At 65.3% G+C, this 20,039-nt stretch carries 18 protein-coding genes; 9 read left to right on the top strand and 9 right to left on the bottom strand.

The genetic code is table 11. The features are described from left to right. Positions 1-11 precede the first annotated feature (11 nt). Positions 12-1,856: an allophanate hydrolase gene (gene atzF, locus PanNE5_RS13245; protein WP_261938115.1), complete on the bottom strand. Its 1,845-nt coding sequence runs from the start codon at positions 1,854-1,856 to the stop codon at positions 12-14. A gap of 534 nt (positions 1,857-2,390) precedes the next feature. On the opposite strand from atzF, the gene PanNE5_RS13240 reads away from it, so the two are divergent. From PanNE5_RS13240 to PanNE5_RS13215, 6 genes are all read left to right on the top strand, one after another. Beyond that, complete coding sequence (locus tag PanNE5_RS13240) at positions 2,391-3,284, top strand: MerR family transcriptional regulator (protein ID WP_261938114.1); 894 nt, start codon at positions 2,391-2,393, stop codon at positions 3,282-3,284. Positions 3,285-3,325: 41 nt separating this feature from the next. Then, positions 3,326-4,057 (top strand): GTP cyclohydrolase I, encoded by a 732-nt coding sequence (folE, locus tag PanNE5_RS13235; RefSeq protein WP_261938113.1) that lies wholly within the window; start codon positions 3,326-3,328, stop codon positions 4,055-4,057. A gap of 45 nt (positions 4,058-4,102) precedes the next feature. Then, complete coding sequence (locus tag PanNE5_RS13230; RefSeq protein ID WP_261938112.1) at positions 4,103-4,795, top strand: sigma-70 family RNA polymerase sigma factor; 693 nt, start codon at positions 4,103-4,105, stop codon at positions 4,793-4,795. Between the two features lie 108 nt (positions 4,796-4,903). Then, a complete protein-coding gene (locus tag PanNE5_RS13225) occupies positions 4,904-5,479 on the top strand; it encodes a lipocalin family protein (protein ID WP_261938111.1) in 576 nt (191 codons plus the stop codon). Then, complete coding sequence (locus PanNE5_RS13220; RefSeq protein WP_150553297.1) at positions 5,476-5,664, top strand: DUF2256 domain-containing protein; 189 nt, start codon at positions 5,476-5,478, stop codon at positions 5,662-5,664. The genes PanNE5_RS13225 and PanNE5_RS13220 overlap by 4 nt, the downstream gene beginning before the upstream one ends. After that, positions 5,661-6,785, top strand: coding sequence for a hypothetical protein (locus PanNE5_RS13215; protein WP_261938110.1), 1,125 nt, complete (start codon positions 5,661-5,663; stop codon positions 6,783-6,785). The genes PanNE5_RS13220 and PanNE5_RS13215 overlap by 4 nt, the downstream gene beginning before the upstream one ends. On the opposite strand, the gene PanNE5_RS13210 is transcribed toward PanNE5_RS13215, so the two are convergent. Further along, complete coding sequence (locus PanNE5_RS13210; RefSeq protein ID WP_261938109.1) at positions 6,769-8,259, bottom strand: sensor histidine kinase; 1,491 nt, start codon at positions 8,257-8,259, stop codon at positions 6,769-6,771. The genes PanNE5_RS13215 and PanNE5_RS13210 overlap by 17 nt on opposite strands. Continuing rightward, the gene (locus PanNE5_RS13205; protein ID WP_017231399.1) at positions 8,256-8,999 is read right to left on the bottom strand and encodes a response regulator transcription factor; all 744 of its coding nucleotides are present in this window, start codon (positions 8,997-8,999) and stop codon (positions 8,256-8,258) included. The genes PanNE5_RS13210 and PanNE5_RS13205 overlap by 4 nt, the downstream gene beginning before the upstream one ends. 389 nt (positions 9,000-9,388) lie before the next feature. Between PanNE5_RS13205 and msrB the strand changes: the two genes are divergently transcribed. The 3 genes from msrB to msrA all read left to right on the top strand — a co-directional run bounded on the left by msrB (position 9,389) and on the right by msrA (position 12,634). After that, positions 9,389-9,832, top strand: coding sequence for a peptide-methionine (R)-S-oxide reductase MsrB (msrB, locus tag PanNE5_RS13200; protein WP_410007589.1), 444 nt, complete (start codon positions 9,389-9,391; stop codon positions 9,830-9,832). A 76-nt stretch (positions 9,833-9,908) separates the two neighbouring features. Next, positions 9,909-11,732 (top strand): cytochrome c biogenesis protein DipZ, encoded by a 1,824-nt coding sequence (locus PanNE5_RS13195; protein WP_261938107.1) that lies wholly within the window; start codon positions 9,909-9,911, stop codon positions 11,730-11,732. A 158-nt stretch (positions 11,733-11,890) separates the two neighbouring features. Next, the gene (msrA, locus tag PanNE5_RS13190; RefSeq protein ID WP_150563517.1) at positions 11,891-12,634 is read left to right on the top strand and encodes a peptide-methionine (S)-S-oxide reductase MsrA; all 744 of its coding nucleotides are present in this window, start codon (positions 11,891-11,893) and stop codon (positions 12,632-12,634) included. A gap of 86 nt (positions 12,635-12,720) precedes the next feature. On the opposite strand, the gene PanNE5_RS13185 is transcribed toward msrA, so the two are convergent. The 6 genes from PanNE5_RS13185 to PanNE5_RS13160 form a co-directional block, all read right to left on the bottom strand. Continuing rightward, the gene (locus tag PanNE5_RS13185) at positions 12,721-13,098 is read right to left on the bottom strand and encodes a VOC family protein (protein ID WP_017235070.1); all 378 of its coding nucleotides are present in this window, start codon (positions 13,096-13,098) and stop codon (positions 12,721-12,723) included. A 162-nt stretch (positions 13,099-13,260) separates the two neighbouring features. Beyond that, on the bottom strand, positions 13,261-13,944 hold the full coding sequence (locus PanNE5_RS13180) for a helix-turn-helix transcriptional regulator (protein WP_017235071.1): 684 nt from the start codon (positions 13,942-13,944) through the stop codon (positions 13,261-13,263). A 46-nt stretch (positions 13,945-13,990) separates the two neighbouring features. Beyond that, complete coding sequence (locus tag PanNE5_RS13175; RefSeq protein WP_410007588.1) at positions 13,991-15,250, bottom strand: cytochrome c; 1,260 nt, start codon at positions 15,248-15,250, stop codon at positions 13,991-13,993. Positions 15,251-15,381: 131 nt separating this feature from the next. Beyond that, complete coding sequence (locus tag PanNE5_RS13170; RefSeq protein WP_261938106.1) at positions 15,382-16,077, bottom strand: (2Fe-2S)-binding protein; 696 nt, start codon at positions 16,075-16,077, stop codon at positions 15,382-15,384. Then, positions 16,074-18,893 carry a xanthine dehydrogenase family protein molybdopterin-binding subunit gene (locus PanNE5_RS13165; RefSeq protein ID WP_261938105.1) on the bottom strand — a complete coding sequence of 940 codons (2,820 nt, stop codon included), beginning with the start codon at positions 18,891-18,893 and terminating at the stop codon, positions 16,074-16,076. The genes PanNE5_RS13170 and PanNE5_RS13165 overlap by 4 nt, the downstream gene beginning before the upstream one ends. A gap of 556 nt (positions 18,894-19,449) precedes the next feature. Beyond that, positions 19,450-19,962 (bottom strand): GNAT family N-acetyltransferase, encoded by a 513-nt coding sequence (locus PanNE5_RS13160; protein ID WP_017235074.1) that lies wholly within the window; start codon positions 19,960-19,962, stop codon positions 19,450-19,452. Positions 19,963-20,039: the final 77 nt, after the last annotated feature.

The raw sequence follows: 20,039 nt of genomic DNA, 5'->3' as shown, positions 1-20,039 counted from the left end.
GGTTGAAATAGTTACTGCGCTTGTGCGGCAAGGCTGTCGAGATAGGCGAGCCAGCCGCCGAATTCGGTAATGTCGCGAGCGCCCGCGCCCGACGTGAGCGCCGATGACTCACAGATGAAACCCTTCACGCGGCGGCCATCGGCGACCTGCACCGTGCCAATCCCGAGTGGCGCAGGCACTTGCGCGACGAACCGTCCGAAATGGCGCAGCGGCACTTGCCACAGTTCGATCGCGATGGCGCGCGTGTTCGCCGCCGCAGCCGGCATCTGAACGAGCGCGGGCTTGCGCGGCGTTGTGTCCGCGAGCGCGAAGAGCTGGTAGTCGGGCGTCGTGTGCGTGGCCTCGATCAGGCGCGCGCCGGCTTCGAGCAGTTGCCAGTTCAACGGTTGCCCGCGCAGATGCGCGCCGACGACCGCCAGCGTGACCGACGGCTCATCGGTCGGCAGCGGCCGGAATTCGATGCCGTCTGGACGGTGTTGCCCGAAGAAAAGCGACTGAATCTTGGCGCCCAGCACGGCAAGCCGGTGATCGGCGCCCGCCGGCGCGATCAGCGTCACCCCTGCGGGCAGGCCATCGCCGCGCCTCAGGCACGGCACCGACAGCGCACATAGATCGAGCAGGTTGACGAAATTCGTGTAATAGCCCAGTTGGCTGTTGAGCTCGATCGGATTGGCCTGCACCGCCGCAATGGTGGGATGTGTCGGCGTCGTCGGCACGATCAGCACGTCGATGTCATCAAAGATCGCCTGTGCTTGCCGCTTCAACTCGGCAAGCCGGTATTGCGCGTTGAAGGCATCGACAGCGCTGAAGCCGTCTGCCTTGCCGATCACCGCCGCCACGACAGGGTCGATAGCCGCGCGCTGCGTATCGAAGAACGCGCCGATCGCCGCCCGCCGTTCGGCGACCCACGGGCCGTCGTAAAGCAGCGCCGAGACTTGCGTGAGCGGTTCCATATCTATACCGACCGACTCATAAGGCAGACGGGAAAGCAACGTATCAAGCGTTGCGCGAAACGCCTCCTCGGCCTGCGTGTCGCCGTAAAACTCGGCATACGCGGGCGTGCCGATACGCAATGCCCCGTGGTGCGCCAATCCCAACGCAGGTACGCGGCGCGAGAAGCTATCGAGCGCGTCGAAGTGCGCAAGTTGCGTCATGACTTCCCAGGCATCGGCAACGTCGTTCGCGAAGATCGACACGCAGTCGAGACTTTTGCATGCTGGAACGACGCCGCGCTTGCTGACGAGCCCGAGCGAGGGCTTCAGTCCAACAAGTTCGTTGAAGCCGGCCGGCACGCGGCCTGAGCCGGCAGTATCAGTGCCGAGCGAAAATGCGACGCAACCGGCCGCCACCGCGACCGCCGACCCAGAACTGGAGCCGCCTGAAACGTAATCGGGGAACGTGACCTGCCGCACCGCGCCATAGGGCGAGCGCACGCCGACCAGCCCCGTTGCAAACTGATCGAGATTGGTTTTGCCAATGAGGATCGCGCCGGCGTTGAGCAGGCGCTGCACTGCAAATGCCGTGGCTTGCGGTGTATAGGCAAACTCAACACATGCCGCAGTGGTCGGCATGCCCGCCACGTCGATGTTATCTTTGACCGCGAACGGCACCCCGTACAACGGCATCCGCTCGAACACCGCCGAACCCTCGGCGCGATGTAGCGCTTCGAGTTGTGCGGCGCGCGCATGCAGCGCATCCGCACTCACGCGCCGCGTCCAGATCTCAGGGCGATCGATCGCCTCGATTCGTTGCAGCGTTTCGTCGACGCAACGCGTCGGTGTGAGGCTACCGTGAGCATATCGATCGGCCAGCAGGCGAACCGACAGCGCGGCGCGAATATTTGTGGAATCGTTCATGAGTTCAATCTTGAATACAAGTTTGAACAACAAAGCATGAACCGTGCCATCGGGTCATGAAATCCCCAGGAACCGCTTACGGAGTCTTATGCGGCGGGCGGTTTGCCATGTCCGTGGCATGCCTTCCGTGTAGCCCACCCTGAACCGCCAGCAGCACTGCCGATGCAGATCGTGGTGCGTCAATCCCAACAATGGTGCAGCGACGAGCGCTTATGGACTCCCGTTGAGCGGTCGCATGCCGCACGGATCTCGCCGCCTCGCGGCGCGCCGGGCCATGGCAGGCCGACAGTCACCCCCGATCACGTGTCAAAACGCTGCAGAATTTCATCGATACGAGTCCAATTATTGACTCTATAAATCATAGAATTCTCATATTGAGTCAATTTTATTGACTCAATAGGTTTCATGAGTTAATTTTGAACTACGTGACGGTCTTTCAATAACAGCGTCCCGACGGTGGAGGATAGGGTGGATACAGTTCGACGGTATCGAAGCGGCGAGGCGGCGAAACTCGCGGACATGCCTGCGGCGACGTTGCGCATCTGGGAGCAGCGCTATGGTGTGGTGTCGCCCCCCACCAGCGCCTCGGGCCAGCGCCTGTATTCCGATGTTGATGTCCACCGCCTGAGAACGATCAAGGCGCTGGTGAACCGGGGACACGCCATCAGCTCGATTGCCCACTTGGATGGCGATCAGTTGAGGCACTTGGCCAGCGCAGACCGCAACCCTGCGGTGTCAGACGCCCCCATGCGAGACACGAACCTGTTCATCGTCGGATTTGGCGAAAGCGTGTCGCTTGAGATGCCGAAGGTCGTCAATGCCGTCCGGCTCGAAACCATTCAGGATATCCCTTGCGCTAACGGCGATGATTCCGCCGAGACCTGCGCCGTCATCCGTGTCGAGGCGCTTCACGAAGACGTGGTCCTGGCGATCGTCTCGGCCGCGCAGCGGCTGCTATGCGATGACGTCCTCGTCGTATACACCTTCGGCACGACGCGGGCGGCCGAACTCGCGCGATTGGAGGGCATCAACCTCAAACGCGCCCCCAACGCCACGCTGCACGCGAACGAACTCCTCTCCGAGTACCTGCAGTCGTTGCACCACCGAGATTCCGGCAACGCAGGCCGTGAGCGGATCTGGCGCAGGACGCCACGCCGGTTCGACAACGACACGCTGACGAGCGTGGTCTCCCGCTCCACGACCATCGCTTGCGAGTGTCCCAAGCATCTCGCCGAACTGGTGCTGCAGATTGCCGCGTTCGAGCGTTATAGCGATGAATGCGAGTCGCGCTCACCGGCCGACGCGCTGCTCCATCGACACCTCGGCGACGCGGCCAACAAGGCCGTTGCCATGTTCGAAGCCGCCCTCGCCGCCGTGGCTGAGCACGAAGGCTGGCCCATTCCGGCGACCACGCCCGGAGACCGCTGAACGGCGAGACGCATCGGCGCATTCCTTTTCCGGAGAACCTCATGGGCGCGATTATCGATTCGCAACCGGCCATCACGAAGGGTGCCGCAGAGGGCATCCCGTTGTCGCAAGTCGTCCGGCAGCGCTTGCGCAACGCCGGTGTCCGGTTTCACGCCAACGACAACATCGCCCCCTACCTGCGCGAAGGCGACGTCGACACATTGCAGGGCGAAGTCGCGACGCATATCGAGAACGCGCTTCGCGCGCTCGTCATCGACGTCGACAACGACCACAACACGCGTGAAACCGCGAAGCGCGTGGCGAAGATGTTCGTCCGCGAAGTGTTCTCGGGCCGTTACGAACTGCCGCCCGCGGTCACGGAATTCCCGAACATCGGGCAACTGAACGAACTCACGCTGATCGGGCCACTTCGCGTGCGGAGCGCATGCTCGCATCATCTCTGTCCGATCATGGGTCGCGCGTGGATTGGCGTTTTGCCCGCGGCGAATTCGAACCTGCCCGGTCTGTCCAAATACGCCCGCTTGCTGAATTGGGTCATGGCACGACCACAGATTCAGGAAGAAGCCGTCAAGCAGATCGCCGACTTGCTCGAAGAAAAAATCGCCCCCGACGGACTCGCCGTGGTGTTGGAGGCGGACCACTTCTGCATGCATTGGCGGGGGACCAAAGACGACGGGGCGCGCATGGTAAGCAGTGTCATGCGGGGACGTTTCCTCGAAGATCCCGCGTTGCGCCGCGAGTTTCTGGCATTGATGCCCGACCGCTCGCAGTAAAGGCAAAGGCATCGATCCCGCAGCATCCTCCCTGGAGACGCCGCGATGACAACCATCGACATCAGTCAATACGCTTGTCCAACGGACTCGGGCGTCGCGGGTGGCGCGTCGAAGAACGCGCCCGCGAGTGCGAGTGCGTGCTCGAGTGCGGCCGGTGACAGCGCGGGTGCCGTCCGCGTGTCGGCTCGTCCTTCCCTCGGCGATTGCACCGACCTGACGGGTCTGCTGACGCTTGCCCAGCTCGGCGACGAGGATGCGTTCGCGCAGCTGTACCGGCATACCTCGTCCGTGCTGTTCGGCGTCATCCTCCGCGTGATTCATCATCGCGCCGAAGCCGAAGATATTCTTCAGGACGTCTATATGGCGTTGTGGCAGCGTCGTCTGGTGTTCGATGCGCAACGCGGCGACGTGCTTCCGTGGATGTCGACCATCGCCCGGAACCGAGCCATCAGCTATCTACGCAAACGACAACCGATTCCGCTGGACGAGACCCTCATGTCGTCCATCGCTGCGGATTCCGCCCCGCCGCCGGAACTGACCGAAAGAGATCGCGAAAAGCAACGACTCTCGATGGCAATGACCGCCCTCTCTGCGCAACAGCGGCAGGCCATTACGATCGCCTACTTCGGCGGTTTCACCTACACGGAACTTGCACGAACGCTGGGTGTACCGGAGGGCACTGCCAAAAGCTGGATTCGTCGAGGCCTCGCCAAGCTCCGGGATGTGCTCGAGTCCTGAAAATTCGCGCCGGCGGTCACGCTTGCGCATACCGATAGTCGATGCCAACGTGCTTGATGGACGACGGACGCAAACACAGGCTTTCCATTCACCGACACAGGGACTTCCATGACCAACGCTGTTCCCGCCAAACGATCCGTCGCGCTGCGGTGGCTGAGCGCGCTCTCGTTCGCGTTCCTCCTGCTCTCCGGGTGCGCCAATACGCGTCCGCCGCCTGGGGTCTCCCCCGTGTCGCCATTCGATGCGAGTCGCTATCAGGGCCGCTGGTACGAACTGGCACGCCTCGACCATGCGTTCGAGCGCGGCATGACGGACGTGTCCGCCACCTACACGCCGCAGTCAGATGGCAGTATTCGCGTGCTCAACCGAGGCTTCGATACGTCGAACGGTCGGTGGCAAGCGGTGACCGGCAAGGCGCTGTTTACCGGGTCGCCGTCTGTCGCATCGCTGAAGGTATCGTTCTTCGGGCCGTTCTACGGCGGTTACCACGTGGCCGCCATCGGCCCCGACTATCGCTGGGCGCTGGTGGTGGGGCCGAATACCGGTTACTGCTGGATTCTCGCAAGGGAGAAGCATCTCGACGCGAGCGAGATGAAGCGCATTGTGGCGCGTGCGCAAGCGCTGGGTGTCGATACGGCGTCGCTTGTCTGGGTGTCTCATGATCGTGTCGATCCCGCCAAATGACCCAGCATGGCAAGGCGTTTCTGCCCAGCAAGGTGTGTCAAGCGTGCGGCCGGCCCTTCACCTGGCGCAAGAAATGGGCGAGGGTGTGGGACGACGTCAGGTACTGTTCCGAGCGATGCCGGCGGGTGCGTCGCCCGGAGCCGGTACAATCGGGACAAAATACCTTCGGCAAACCCTTCCGATGATGTCAGTTTCATCCATCCGCCTCATCCGTTCAGCTCCTTCCGCCCGTCCTGTCCGGGCAGCGCTTGCCCTGGCAGCACTGGCCGCCGCCCTGGCCGGCTGCGCGGGTCCCCGGCCGCAGGCCACACCGGAGACCCTGCCAACCGCCAGCACGTCGCCCCCCGCCCCGACGAGTCCGCCGCCCGCCGCCGACGCGCCGCAGGTGGCCGCGCCACTGCCGTGGTGCGTGCAGACCTCGCTACGCGAGGAGGATGACTTGATGCGCAACTTCGGCGGCATTCCCGCCGGCGTTCGCCGGATCGAAGAAACCCGCTTCATCGCCAGCTACGATCGCGCCACTGGCAAGGTCGGGCCGCTCGACAACGGCAATCGCTTCGTCATGGATTTCGACGCACAAGGTCACCTGCTCGCGAACACCGACCGCGGCCACTATTCGTATGACGCCAGCGGCCGGTTGGAGAGCATCGATGGCGCCCCCGTCGAGTGGCAGAGCGCCGACGCCTGGGTTGTGCACGGCCCGGGACGTCGCGCCGCGTGGAAGGAGCAAGTGCGCCAGGAGAACAACGGGCAGTGGGAATGGACCCGCAGCCTCATCGCCGCCGCCAACGGCGCACATTCTCACCGTGCGGGCAGCCTGCAGGCGCGACGGTTCGACGACGAGTGTTTCGCGCTCTCGCGTCAATGGTCGGCGCCCAACGCAGCACGTCAGGTCGTCACGGCCGACGGCAAGGTGCGTCCAGCGCCGAAGCGGGTCTCCTACCGGACGTTCGCCAGCGTGGAGCGCAAGCCGGATGGCGAGCGCATCGTTCGCGACAACGGCGCCGCCGCCCTCATCGACGGTCAATGGCTCGCGCTGGCGTGGGACAACGAGGTCGCGCAATACTCACCGCGTCACGAACTCACGCGCGTGACCCGCACCGACGCCGCCACGGGCGAGCGTCATGTGTCGGAGTACCACTACAAGTACGACGCGCACGGCAATATCGTGCGCGTCGTGATCACCTCGCCCGCCGCGCATGGCGAGAAGGTCGACCCGTTCGCCAATGTCTTCGTGCGCAAGCTGACCTACTTCGACGCGGCGCCGGCTGCCCCGGCGCCCAACCAACTCACGTCGGCAAAGTAAAACGGAACGTCGCCCCCTGCCCGGCCTGCCCGGGCGTGTCGACCAGCGTGATGCGCCGTCCGTGCAGTTGCAGAATGCGATGCACGATGCGCAAACCCAGCCCGCCCTCGCGGCGGGCGCCGCCGACCGTGAATGGCCGCTCGAACAGGCCTTCGCGCGCGGTCTCGGGAATGCCGGGACCGGTGTCGCTCACCAACACTTCGATGTCGGCGCCCACCGGCGCCACCGCCACCGTGATCTCACCGCCCGACGGTGTGTAGCGCAGCGCGTTGTCGAGCAGGTTCGTGAACACGCGCTCGATCAGGCCGAGGTCGGCCCGCGCCACGGGAATTTGCGGCGCGAGTTGCGCGCGCAACGCGACACCGCGCGACTCGGCACTCAGTTCGAATTTCTGAAAGACGTCCTGGATCAGATCCGTCACGGAGAACGGCTCGGCCTCGGGCTGCACGAAGCCATGTTCCAGACGAGCCAGTTCGAACAGCGACTGCGCCAGCGCGCCGACCTTGCGGCTCTGATCGAGGGCGATGCCCAGATAGCGCCGCCGCTCGGCGGGCGTGAGCGTGGCGTCCTTGAGCGAGAGCGTCTCGAGATAGCCGTGCAGCGACGAGAGCGGCGTGCGCAGATCGTGCGAGATGTTGGCGATGAGTTCGCGCCGCTCCTGATCCTGACGCGTGAGCGTGCGCCACTGCGTGCCCAGTCGCTCGACCATCTGTCGGAAGGCACGTTCGAGCACCACGATCTCGTCGTTCGGCCGTGCCTGCTGCGACGCCAGTTCATCCGCGGAGACGGCGGGCAGCGGCACCGGGGCCGCGTCGATATCGAACTCGCGCACCGAATCCGTCAAGCGGCGCAACGGACGCGTAATCAGCGCGAACGCCGCCAGACCGGCTATCAGGCACAGCGCCGCCACCAGGCCGATCGACCATAGCGCGGTATCGAGCGCCGCGCTCGTCGCCCCGCGCGCCGCGAAGCGGTCGTGCGCCTCGCCGACCAGCACGACGTAGACGTAGCCGACCTCGCGACCGTCCACCCGCAGCGGTGCGGCGCTGAATACCTTGCGGACATCGGCGTTACGGGGATCGTCGCCATAGATCGGCAACGCCTCGCCATCGATCAGCCGATGCACGGGCGCCAGATCGACCTGCGTGCGCCGCAGATGGCCTTCAGGCGCCGCGTGACCGGTAATACGCCCCTGCATGTCGAGCAGATACACTTCGACGCTCGGATTCACCACCATGAGTTGCCCGAACAGACGCCTCACGGCGTCGGGCTTCATGCCATTCGCATCCATGAGCTGGGCATTCGCGGCGATATGCTCCGCCAGTCCGCGCGAGAGCCCCTGAATCACTTCGGCTTCGTGCATGCGATTGGCGCGCACCTGCATCCACGCCGACGTGCCGCAGCACACCAGCAGCAGTCCCGCGAATACCAGCGACAGGCGCTGCGTGAGGGTGAGATTCCAGCGACGCATCATGCGCCTCCCGCCTCGGCACCCGTGGTGTCGGGCCCACCGTCATTGGCGAACTTGTAGCCGCGTCCCCAGACCGTGAGGATACGCGCGGGCTGCGCCGGATCCGCCTCGATCTTGGCACGCAGGCGATTGATGTGTGTGTTGACGGTGTGCTCGTAACCCTCGTGCTGATAGCCCCACACCGCGTTGAGCAGGTCCATGCGCGAGAACACCTTGCCGGGCTGGCGAGCGAAGAAGTACAGCAGATCGAATTCGCGCGGCGTGAGATCGAGCCGCTTCCCGCCAAGCGATGCCTCCCGCGCAATCGGGTCGATGAACAACCCCGCCATCGCCAGGCTGCCGGCGTCCATGCGCGCGTTGCGCGCCAGCGCATCGACCCGCCGCATGAGCGCCTTGACCCGCGCCACCAGCTCCAGCACTGAAAACGGCTTGGCCAGATAGTCGTCGGCGCCCAATTCCAGCCCGAGAATACGATGCACTTCGCTCGCGCGCGCACTGATGATGATAATCGGCGTATAGCGGGTCATCGCCCGCGCGCGACGGCAGATTTCCAGTCCGTCGACGCCGGGCAGCATCAGGTCGAGGACCAGCGCGTCCCAGCCCCCCTCGGACAATCGCCGAAGACCTTCGTCGCCGTCGGCGCAATGCACGACCTCGAACCGCTCGTCGCGCAGATGCAGCGCAAGCAGGTCGGCGATATGCACGTCGTCTTCGACGAGCAGAACACGGCGCGGCGATTCCATCGCAGGCACGGCTCCCGGAAAAGTGGGTCTTGAAGGCCCCATTGTGCGCAGTTCCCGCACCGCGAGGTATCACGAATTGTTTAATTTTACGTGAGGACTTTGCCATCGCCGGCGCACTACCCTTCAATTATCGATCCGGCGCGAACGCCTGCTGTGTCTGCTGCGCCGAACCACGGCCGTCGCGCTCCCCTGAACACGCGGCGGCGGGCCAGCCCCGCGCCGGATCGCCCTACTGACCGGAGGATGTCATGCGTTTGTCCGATAACCCACCGCGCAAGCCGTCGCGCACGCACGCCGCGAAGGCTGCCCCGACGCCGTCGCGCCGCGCGTTCCTGCTGAGCGCCACTGCGGCAGCCGCCGCCGTCGCCGCCGGGCTGGTGCCGCGCCTCATGCGCCCCGCGCACGCCGACGATGCCCGTCGCGCCACGGATTCCGAGCACTTCGAGATCGCCTACAGCGATGCCGAATGGCGCAAGCGTCTGACGCCCGCCCAGTACGAGATCTTGCGTCAGGCGGGCACCGAGCGTCCCTATTCCAGCCCGCTCAATGACGAACACCGCGCCGGAACGTTCGCCTGCGCCGGCTGTGCGCTGCCGCTTTTCTCGTCGCGCACGAAATTCGACAGTCACACGGGTTGGCCGAGCTTCTGGAAGCCTCTGGACCATGCCGTGGGCACGCACACCGACTCGACCTTCGGCATGGTTCGCACCGAAGTCCATTGCCGACGTTGCGGCGGCCACCTCGGCCATGTGTTCGACGACGGTCCGAAGCCGACCGGCCTGCGCTATTGCATGAACGGCCTTGCGATGTCGTTCCAGCCGCAACCCGCCTGAGCGCCATGCGTCCGCCGTCGTCAAGTTACCCACCTCCGCGTCACCCCGCCAACGGGTGCGGCTCAAGGAGCGCTTCATGACTTTGCTCATCCTCGCCTACCTCGGCGGGATTCTGACGATCGTCAGTCCGTGCATCCTGCCGGTACTGCCGTTTGTTTTCTCGCGGGCTGGCCAATCGTTCTCGCGCAGCGTGTTGCCCATGCTCGCGGGCATGGTGCTGATGTTCGCGCTGGTGGCAACGCTCGCCGCCGTTGGCGGAAGCTGGGTCGTGCAGGCGAACCAGTATGGCCGCTGGCTGGCGCTCGCCCTCGTTGCCCTGTTCGGTGCGACGCTCCTCTTCCCGAAGCTCGCCGAACGGCTCACGCATCCGCTCGTGTCGTTGGGTGATCGTCTGTCGCAGTCCGCGCAAGGGCGCAGCGCCGCCACGGGCAATGCGAACACGGGGGCCCGTCCCGGCGCGTCGTTCCTGCTTGGCATCGCCACCGGCCTGCTCTGGGCGCCCTGCGCCGGTCCGATCCTCGGGCTGGTGCTCACCGGCGCGGCGCTGCAAGGCGCCAGCGCCGGCACCACGTTGCTCCTCGCCGCCTATGCGGCCGGCGCCGCCACGTCGCTTGGGCTGGCCCTCCTGGTCGGCGGACGCGTCTTCGCCACCATGAAGCGCTCGCTCGGCGCGGGCGAATGGATTCGTCGCGGGCTCGGCGGGCTGATGCTCGCGGGTGTCGCCGCCATCGCCCTCGGGCTCGACACCGGCGCGCTGGCGCAACTCTCGACGGCGTCGACAGGGGGTATCGAGCAGCGGCTCGTCGACGCGCTTGGTACACGCCGCGCCGCCGCTCAGGTGAGCGCAAGCGTCGACAGCCACACCGCCGGCCCGACCATGATGCCCGTGCGCGATACGACGATGCGCGGCACCGCCGATGCCCCGGCACCGTTGCCGGTCGAAGGCCAGTTGCCCGCGCTGGACGGCGCCGTGCAATGGCTGAATTCGCCGCCACTCACGGCGCAGGCCCTTCGTGGCAAGGTCGTGCTCGTCGACTTCTGGACGTATTCCTGCATCAACTGCCTGCGCACGTTGCCATACGTCAAAGCCTGGGCGCAGAAGTATCGCGACCAAGGGCTCGTCGTCATCGGCGTGCACGCGCCCGAATTCGCGTTCGAGCGCGACATCGGCAACGTGAAAAAGGCCGTTCACGATCTGGGCGTTGACTACCCGGTGGCCATCGACAACGACTTCGCCATCTGGCGCGGCTTCCACAATCAATACTGGCCGGCACACTATTTCGTCGACGCCCAGGGGCGCGTGCGCTACCACCACTTCGGCGAAGGCAATTACGCCGAGTCGGAACGCGTGATCCAGCAGTTGTTGCGCGAGGCCGGAGCGAAGCAGGTCGCGAGCGGCATTGCCGACGTGCAGGCCGGTGGCATTCAGCAAGCGGCCGACATGGGCGACGTGCGCTCGCCGGAGACCTATGTTGGCTACACGCGCGCGGAGCACTTCGCCTCCCCCGGCGGTGCCGTGCGCGATCAGGCCAGCGACTACCGCGCGCCATCAACGCCGTCTCTCAACCAATGGGCACTGGCCGGCGACTGGCGCGTGGGGCCGGAACAGGCCACCGCCATGCAGGCCGGGGCGCGTATCGTCTATCGCTTCCACGCGCGTGACCTGCATCTCGTGCTCGGCCCGAAGGCCGGCGGTGAACCGGTGCGCTTTCGCGTAACGGTCGACGGCAAGCCGCCGGGCGACGCGCATGGCACCGACGTGGGCGCCGACGGTACCGGCACCGTCGCCTCCCAGCGCCTGTACCAGTTGGTGCGCCAGTCAGGCGACGTGCGCGACCGTACGTTCAGCATCGAGTTTCTCGATCCGGGCGTGTCGGCCTACGCGTTCACCTTCGGCTGAGGTCGAAGGCGTTCGGTAGACAGCGCCGCGCCCCGTCCTCAAACCCAATGACCCGGCAGCGACTTCGAAAGACCGCTGCCATCGAGGCGTCCTCCGACGCCGGGAGTTTTCAGATGAACCCGTTCGATCCGATTCACCCGTCGCAGGCCCGCGACGAGATGCCAGACCAATCGCCCCGCCGCACGACGCCCGCTTCGCGAGTGCGACGCCTGCTGCTTGGCACCGCCGCCGTCGGGGTACTCGTTTGGCAAGTTGGCGCGTACGCCTTCGGCGGTGCCGAGGCGGCCGTCGTCATCGCCGCCCCCAAGCTCGACGAGCCCGCCACGGGGGCTCACACCGAGACGGCTGTGTTCGCCGGCGGGTGCTTCTGGGGGGTGCAAGGGGTATTCCAGCATGTGAAGGGCGTGACGAAAGCCGTGTCCGGCTACGCGGGCGGCACCGCGAAGACGGCCGATTACGAAACCGTCAGTAGCGGTGCGACGGGCCACGCCGAATCGGTGGAAGTGACGTTCGACCCGCAGCAAGTGTCCTACGGAACGCTGCTGCAGATCTATTTCTCCGTCGCACACAATCCGACCGAACTCAATCGCCAGGGACCGGATACCGGCACGCAATATCGCTCAGCCGTGTTCCCGATGAGCGATGCGCAACGCCGTGTCGCCGACGCATATATCGCGCAGCTCAACGCCTCGCATGTCTACAGCAAGCCCATCGTCACCCGCCTGGAAAAGTATTCGGGCTTCTATCCGGCCGAGACCTATCATCAGGATTTCCTGACCGAGCACCCGACGTATCCGTACATCGTCATCAACGACCTGCCGAAGGTGAAAGACCTCAAGCGTCTGTTCCCTGCACAGTATCGCGACACGCCCGTGCTCGTGAAGTCCGCCACCGCGATGTAAGGCGTCGCCGCGGCGATGGGCGATGGGCGCGGGCGGCCCGCGACGCTGGCGCCCCCTTCGCCCCCTACCTCCGCCGCACGCTCGGCTTATCGCGGCGTGTCGGCGAGCTTGTACACGCGCACCCGGTGACCATCGGGATCGGACGCCACGAACGTGCGACCAAAGTCCATCGTCGTCGGCGCCTGCAGGATCGTGATGCCTCGCGCGCTCCAGTCCTCCCACGTGGCGTCCACGTGGGCGTTCGACGCCACCGGCAGCACGATTTCGCTGCCGCCGGGCGGCGCGATGGCCGTCGGTGCCACGCCATAGCGCGCCCACAGTCCCAACTTCATCCCCGAAGGGAACACGAACATCGCGAATCCGGGCGATGCTTCAACCGGCTCGAGGTCGAACAATTCGGCATAGAACGCCGCGCTTTCGGGGGGACTCGAAACATACAAAATGACCAAGTTCGGATGCAGCATGACTCGCTCCTGTCGATAGGGATGGATGACGTTTTGCCCGGCCGGTCCCCGCATCCGCGGTGCCGTCGTGCACTGTCATGCATCACATCGTACGAACCGATACTGTCAATTTTTGTCAGCAGTCGACCGGCGCCTGCGAAGCATCGCGAAGGCCGGCGGACCTCACCGATTGCCTGTCGTTTCGCGCCACGCCTTGAGCAGCGCGCGCCGCCCGCGCGGGTAGCGCGTCGCGCTCACCGTCAGCGCCTCGATGCGATCGGCGCGGAAATGACGGAAGTCGTCGCGCAGTTCGCACCACGCGACGATCATGCGCATGTGGTCGAAGAAGCCGAGCGCAAACGGCCAGATGACACGCTCGGACAGGCGACCCGCTTCGTCGCGATAGGACAGTTGGAGTTTTCGCTCGGCGCGAATCGCTTCGCGAATGACCGTCATGTCGACGATCGTCGGCGGTAACGGTTCGCCCGGCGCGATGAGCAGGGTCGAGGCCTCGAGCGACGAGCGCAGGTCCGGCGGCAACACCGCCGCGATCTTGGCCAGCGCGTTCGCGCCGGCTTCGGCCAGGGCGCCGTCGGTGCGCTTGGCGACCCACCGCGAGCCCAGCACGATGGCCTCGATCTCCTCCTCGGAGAACATCAGCGGCGGGAGCAGAAAGCCCGGCTTCAGCACGTAGCCCAGCCCTGGCGCGCCCTCGATGTGCGCGCCCTGCGCCTGAAGCATGGCGATGTCGCGGTAGAGCGTGCGCAGACTCACGCCGAGCGAGTCGGCCAGCGCCGCGCCCGCCACCGGGTAGCGGTGGCGGCGCAGCAGCTGCATCAATGAGAAGAGACGTTGTGTGCGGGACATGGCGCGACATTATGCGCCAAGCCGTTGCGCGTGACAGTGCGTCGGATCACTTCTGGCGCAGCTGTCTGACGATCTCGGAATTCACGTCGCCCGCCTGAGCGCCGTAGGCCACACGCAGGTAATTGCTCAGCTCGGCAATCTGCGCGTCGGTGAACTGGCGGGCGAAGCCCGGCATGTCCTGCATCGCCTCCAGCCCCGGGAACCGCTGCGGCTCGATGCCGTCGAGAATCGCGACGATCAGATTGCGTGGATCCTTCTGACGCACCGTCGAATTGCCTAGCATCGCCACCGCCACATGCGGCTTGCCGGTGCCGTCCGCCGCATGGCAGCCCGCACACACGGCGAGATAGAGGTTGCGTCCCGCCTTCAACTGGCTCGCGTCAGGACGCTCCGGGAGCGGGGCCGGCGCGGGAGGCGCGTCGCCCAGCAGATACGTCGAGACCGAGCGCAGATCGTCGGGCGTGAGGTATTGCGTGCTCAGATGCACCACCGGATACATCTCGCCGAATGCCGACCCTTGCGGGGCGATTCCCGTGCCAAAGAACGACTGCAGATCCTTCACCGTCCAGCCGCGTGCCGCCAGGGCGTCGGGCGTCAGATCGGGCGCGGCAATCCGGGCGAGCGCCGCCCCGCCGAGCGGCTTCGCGCTGTCGAGCTGGCCGAACGTGCCGCGCGGCGTGTGGCATTCGGCACAGTGGCCCAAGGCGTTCGCGAGATAGCGTCCCCGCAGCCAGTCGGCGGACTGTCCCTTCGAGGCATCGGGCAATGTGTCCTTCAGGAACATCCAGTCCCACACGCGCATGCCCGGGCGCACGTTGTAGGGGAACGAGAGATCGTGCTTTCGATTGGGCACGGCCGCCGGCTTCACCGACATCAGGTAGGCGTAGATGGCGTCGCTGTCGGCGCGGGTCATCTGCCGATAGGACGTGTACGGCATGGCCGGATACAGGGCCTTGTCCGGGGCCATTCCGTCATGCAGCGCGCGGTAGAAGTCGTCGGCGGTCCAGCCGCCGATGCCGTTTGTCCTGTCCGGGGTGATGTTGGTGCCGTAGAACGTGCCATAGGGCGATTTGAGCGGCACGCCGCCCGCAAACGGCGCGCCGTTCGCGCTCGTGTGGCAGGCGGCGCAATCGGCCGCTCGCGCCAGATATTGGCCGCGAGCGATCAGATCGGGCGATGCCTTCGCCGCCGGCGACGGCGAAGGCGATGCCGCCGCCCCACCGCTGGCCGTCGATGCCGAGGGACTCGGTGCATCCGCAGCCATCCCGCTCGTCACGAGCGCGGGCGCCGCCGTCGTCCTGGGCATTGGCGGCTGAGCGGGCTTGGGTGGTTTGGGCACCGTCGAGTCGTTGCAGGCGGCGACGAGCAGCAGCGCGACAAGACAAGCCGCGCGCGCGCTCCAGCGGGTGGCGCGATTCAGGCGCATGGCGTCCCCCCTCATTTCGCATCCCTGATACAACCGGGCGTCTTGAGCACGACATCGCGCACGGCCGTGTAATAGCGCACATACCCCGTGCACCGACAGATATGGTCGTTGAGTCCTTCGGTGATCGCCGCTTCGAGATCGGCACGCGCGACCGGGTGGCGCTTCAGACGTTCGATCAACACCGTTGCAGCATTCACAAAGCCCGGCGTGCAGTAGCCGCACTGAAAACTGAAGTGATCGAGAAACGCCTTCTGGATCGGTGCGAGCGTGAGCTTGCCGTCGGCATCGCGCACCGCGTGGCCTTCCACCGTGCGCACCGTCTTGCCGTCGAAATAGTTTGTCCCGGTGATACACGTGCGTACGGTTTCGCTGCTGCCGTCGGCGTGATCGACGATCACCACGCAGGCGTGGCAGATGCCCTGCCCGCAGCCCAGACGCGAGCCAGTCAGGCCCAGGGTCTCATGCAGCCAGTCGATCATCATCAAACCGGCCGGCACGTCCATCGGGCCATGCGACACACCGTTCACCTTCACTGTGACGGGCAACGTCTCCCACGGTGCTTTGCCGTTTGCCGGGGCTGCCGTGCCTGCCGCCGCATTCGCCGTAAGCGGTGCCGCTGCCGCACTCGCCGCGCTCATGGGTTGTCCCCCGCCCGTCGACGCCGTGGCGTCCGACGCGGCCTGCGGTGTGCTCGAAGCGTTTGTCATGCCAGTACCTCCTGGATCTTCTCCGGTGTCACCGGCAACGTCGTAAATCGATGGCCGATCGCATGCGCGAGGCCGTTCACAATCGCGCCAACCACGGGAATCATCACCACTTCCGCAATGCCTTTCGGAACGTCGGTTTCGGAGATCGGTGGTAACACCTCTCCGGTTTGCGTCCACACGGCGACGTCGACCGCACGCGGCAGGTGATACCGATTGAAGTTCCATGTGCCATTGCCCGGGCCGTCTTCATAAAGCGGCAGATACTCGTGCAGCGCATGGCCGATCCCCATCGCGAGACCGCCCTGCAATTGGCCCGAGACGAGTTGCGGCGAGATCTGGTTGCCGCATTCGACAATGGAATGATGGGTGAGCAGTTCGACCTTGCCGGTTGCCTCGTGCACCGACAGCGCCACGAGCGTGCCGACGGCACTGTAGTAAGTCACCGCTGCGTTGTTACGCTGCACCGGCGGGTAGTACACGCGCTTGCGATCGAGGCTGCGATAGCCGGTGGCCGACGACGACGCAGTGGCGGTCGACGGCGTGGCCCCGCCCTGTCCGAAGCGCAACGCAATGCCATCGACGGGCAGTCGCTGCATCGCGCCGTTGCCCAGATCCCAGTCCGCTTCGGCCCACTGCCAACGATTGAAGACATGCACCGTCGCTCCGGTCACCAGGCCCAGTTCGTGCGCCGCCTTCGCGAGCATGGGTAACGGCAGCGCTTCGAGCCCGGCAGCCGTGAGTTTGCCGTCGACCCAGCGTGCGTCTTCCGCGCGCACCACGAGCGGTGCGGCCTGTCCGCCGCCGAGGCCGCGACGCCAGATCGACAGCGCCGCCGGCCACAATCCCTGCATGAAGAGCAACCGCGCCGCTTCTCGCGTGCTGTGCGTGAAGTAGTAGGCAGAGTTCGTCGCGCTCGACGGCGAGGCGTATCCCGGCGACCAACGCGGATTGGCGGCGAGCCTGTCCTGATCGGCCTGCGACATCAGATACGGATCGCCGCTCGTCACGACCGGCAACTCCGGCCAGTCGGTGATCGCCACATGCACCTCCGTGGCCGGCATGCCAAGCCATTTCGCCACGGCAACCGCCTGCGACGTCGACGTGCCCGTACCGATCTCCACGGCCGTGTGATGTAACGCGATCTTGCCCGTCTCGTCGATCTCGACACGCGCGAACGAGGTCTCGGCACCGGTGCCGAAGTCCTTCTGCACGCAGGCGAATCCGACCCCGTAACGGCGTCCCGGATGCGCTGCCTCGAACTCCGCTTTTTTCTTTTCGCGCTGCGTCCACAACGGATGCCGTTTCGCGCGAGCGAGCACCTCATCCACTCGCACCGCGCCCGCCGGAATCGCCCCTTGCGTGTTCTTCATGCCCGAGCGCAGCGCGTTCTTGAGACGGAACTCAATGGCGTCGACGCCAAGCTGCGCCGCCATCTCGTCGATCATCATTTCCGTGGCGGCCATCGACTGCAGCGTGCCGTAACCGCGCGCCGAACCGGCATCGACGGCCCGCGACGCAATTGCCACGCTCGCCAGATCGCTTTGCGGGATGTAGTAGATCGACTGCGCTGCCGTCGCCCCGACCATCGCCACCGATGGCGAGAAATTCATCCGCCCGCCGCCGTTGCATTCCATGTCGGCCGCGAACGCCTGGAGCAGTCCGCTCTCCTTGTCGACGCCTAGGTGATAACGCAGCGTGAACGCGTGACGCTTGAGCGAGGTTTGGAACTGCTCGTAGCGGTCGTTGGCCAGGCGCACGGGCAGGCCGTCGCCGTACATCGCGGCGGCCAGACCGTAGAACGGCATGTTGTAGTGATCCTTCGATCCGTAGCCCACCGTGTAGCACGGATAGACGATCAGGCGCTTGACCGGGAAGTGGCCCTTGGCCGCCATGGCCGCCGCGTTCTCCGCGACTTCCGACGGCGATTGGGTGGGCACCACCATGTGCAGCGTCTGCGTGGCGGCGTCGTACCAGCAGTTGGCGTTATCGGGTTCGAGCGCTGCCGTGTCGATCGACTGCGTGCGGTACTCGCGCGACATCACCAGCCAGTTCTCCGGCGGGTGCGAGAGCGATTCGCCGATCTTGGCCGCGTACGCCATGCCTTGCTCGTCGAGCTTGCCGTGGTCGTTGCCATCCGGCCACACGGGCAGATGCTTGCGCATCATGCTCGGGAAGATCGGCGCGTCCTTCAGACTCGAGTAGACGTCATCGTCATACGCCGTCTTGCCGCCCACGCGCACGAAGCGGAAGCTGCCCCACGGATCGCGCTCGAGCGGGCCCGTCACGCCGCCGTAGCGAATGATCTCGTCATGGAACTTGAGCTTGTCCTTGGCGAAGCGAAAGCGCGTGAAGTCGCGATAGATCAGGATCGCGACGGCGTGGCCGAGATAAGCCGGCGTCTTGCCGGCCGGCAGCAACATGTCGTCGCCATAGAATCCGGGGAACGCGATCCCGTCGCGCGCCAGATCGTCGGCCGTCACAACACGATCGGGTTGCAGACCATCGTTCAGACGCGAGAGGTCGAAGCCTAGATATGCGCGGTCGGCATGCGTCGCGCGCAGCACGAAGGCATGGGCTTGCTGCACGGGCCAGCCCGGCATGTCGCGCGAGCGCACGTCGCGCGCGAAGATCTTTTCACCCGTCACCTTGGCCGTGCCGTCGATACGGAACTTCGCTTGTCCCTTGACGGCGTCCCACGCGACCGGCGTGAGGTTCTTGTCTTCGAACAGCGCGGCGAACGCCCGGCTGCCCAGCGGAGCGATATACACGGAGATACCCGCAATCACCGACGCCTTGAGAAACCCGCGACGCGTCACCGCGACTCCGGGGGCGCCATCGGGACGCTGGGAGCTTCGGGAAGACGCGGGAGATTCGGCGGCGGCATCGTGACGAGCGTCGTCGCTCGACACAACCGCGGGAGGAGCGGGCTTTCTTGGCAGGCGCGGCATAAGCGTTCCGTCCGTCTTGTTTTGGGGGGATGCATCACGATCACCAAGCTCGCGCGGACACCAATGCGCACAAAACGGCACCGCAACGAGAACCGGGGCGAGACATCGGACACTTGCCGACTCGACCCACGAGGCATGGTCACGATGCGTGACATTCACCTGCCGTGATGCGCTCGTGAAATTCGGTGAGAAGACGCTTCATGAGTGACACCGGACGTAGCAAGGCTACACGCCGAGTCCAGGAATGACAAGGTTGGCCATGGCGCACCGCGAGAGCATGCGCATGTGCTGTCGCCCAATGCACGCCGTGCAGCGGGCGCGGGCAGTCGTTATTCGAAGCGGGTGATGTTGCCTATGCCCAATGAGAAATGCCGCTATATCATTTCTGACATAGCGGCATCGAACGAGGCCGGCGGCGCGTGTTTCAACGCGTGGCGTCGATACGCAATTCCATGCACGTGAGATCGAGCCAGCGACCGAACTTCGTGCCGACTTCGCTGAACGTGCCGACCGTAAGGAAGCCGAGCTTTTCGTGCAGCCGAATCGACGGTGCGTTCTGCGCTTCGATACTCGCGATCATCACGTGAATGCCGATGGCGCGCGCGCGTTCGATCAGCGCGCGCATGAGCGTCTCGCCGACGCCGCCGCCACGCGCGTTCTTGTCCACGTAAATGGAGTGCTCGACCGTGTGACGATAGCCGTCGAACGCGCGCCAGTCGCCAAACGACGCGTATCCCGCGACCTTGCCGTCGCGCTCGGCGACGATCACGGGATACCCGCGCGCCACGCGTGCCGCCAGCCACTCGCGCCGGTTGTCCACGTCGACGAGCACCTCGTTCCAGATGGCGGTCGTGTGCTCGACAGCGTCGTTATAGATGTCGCGAATAGCCGGGAGGTCAGCGTCGGTGGCGTCGCGCACGATGAGCGAGGAAGTCATGTGAGGGGTCCCGCAAACAAGAAGCCGTGGATGACGGCGTGAACAATGACATCCATTTTACTGGATATTAATTTCCA

Origin of the sequence: Pandoraea sp. NE5 (genome assembly GCF_024363545.1) — a bacterium.
Classification (GTDB): domain Bacteria; phylum Pseudomonadota; class Gammaproteobacteria; order Burkholderiales; family Burkholderiaceae; genus Pandoraea; species Pandoraea cepalis.
This window is presented reverse-complemented; position numbering and strand designations above follow the sequence as displayed.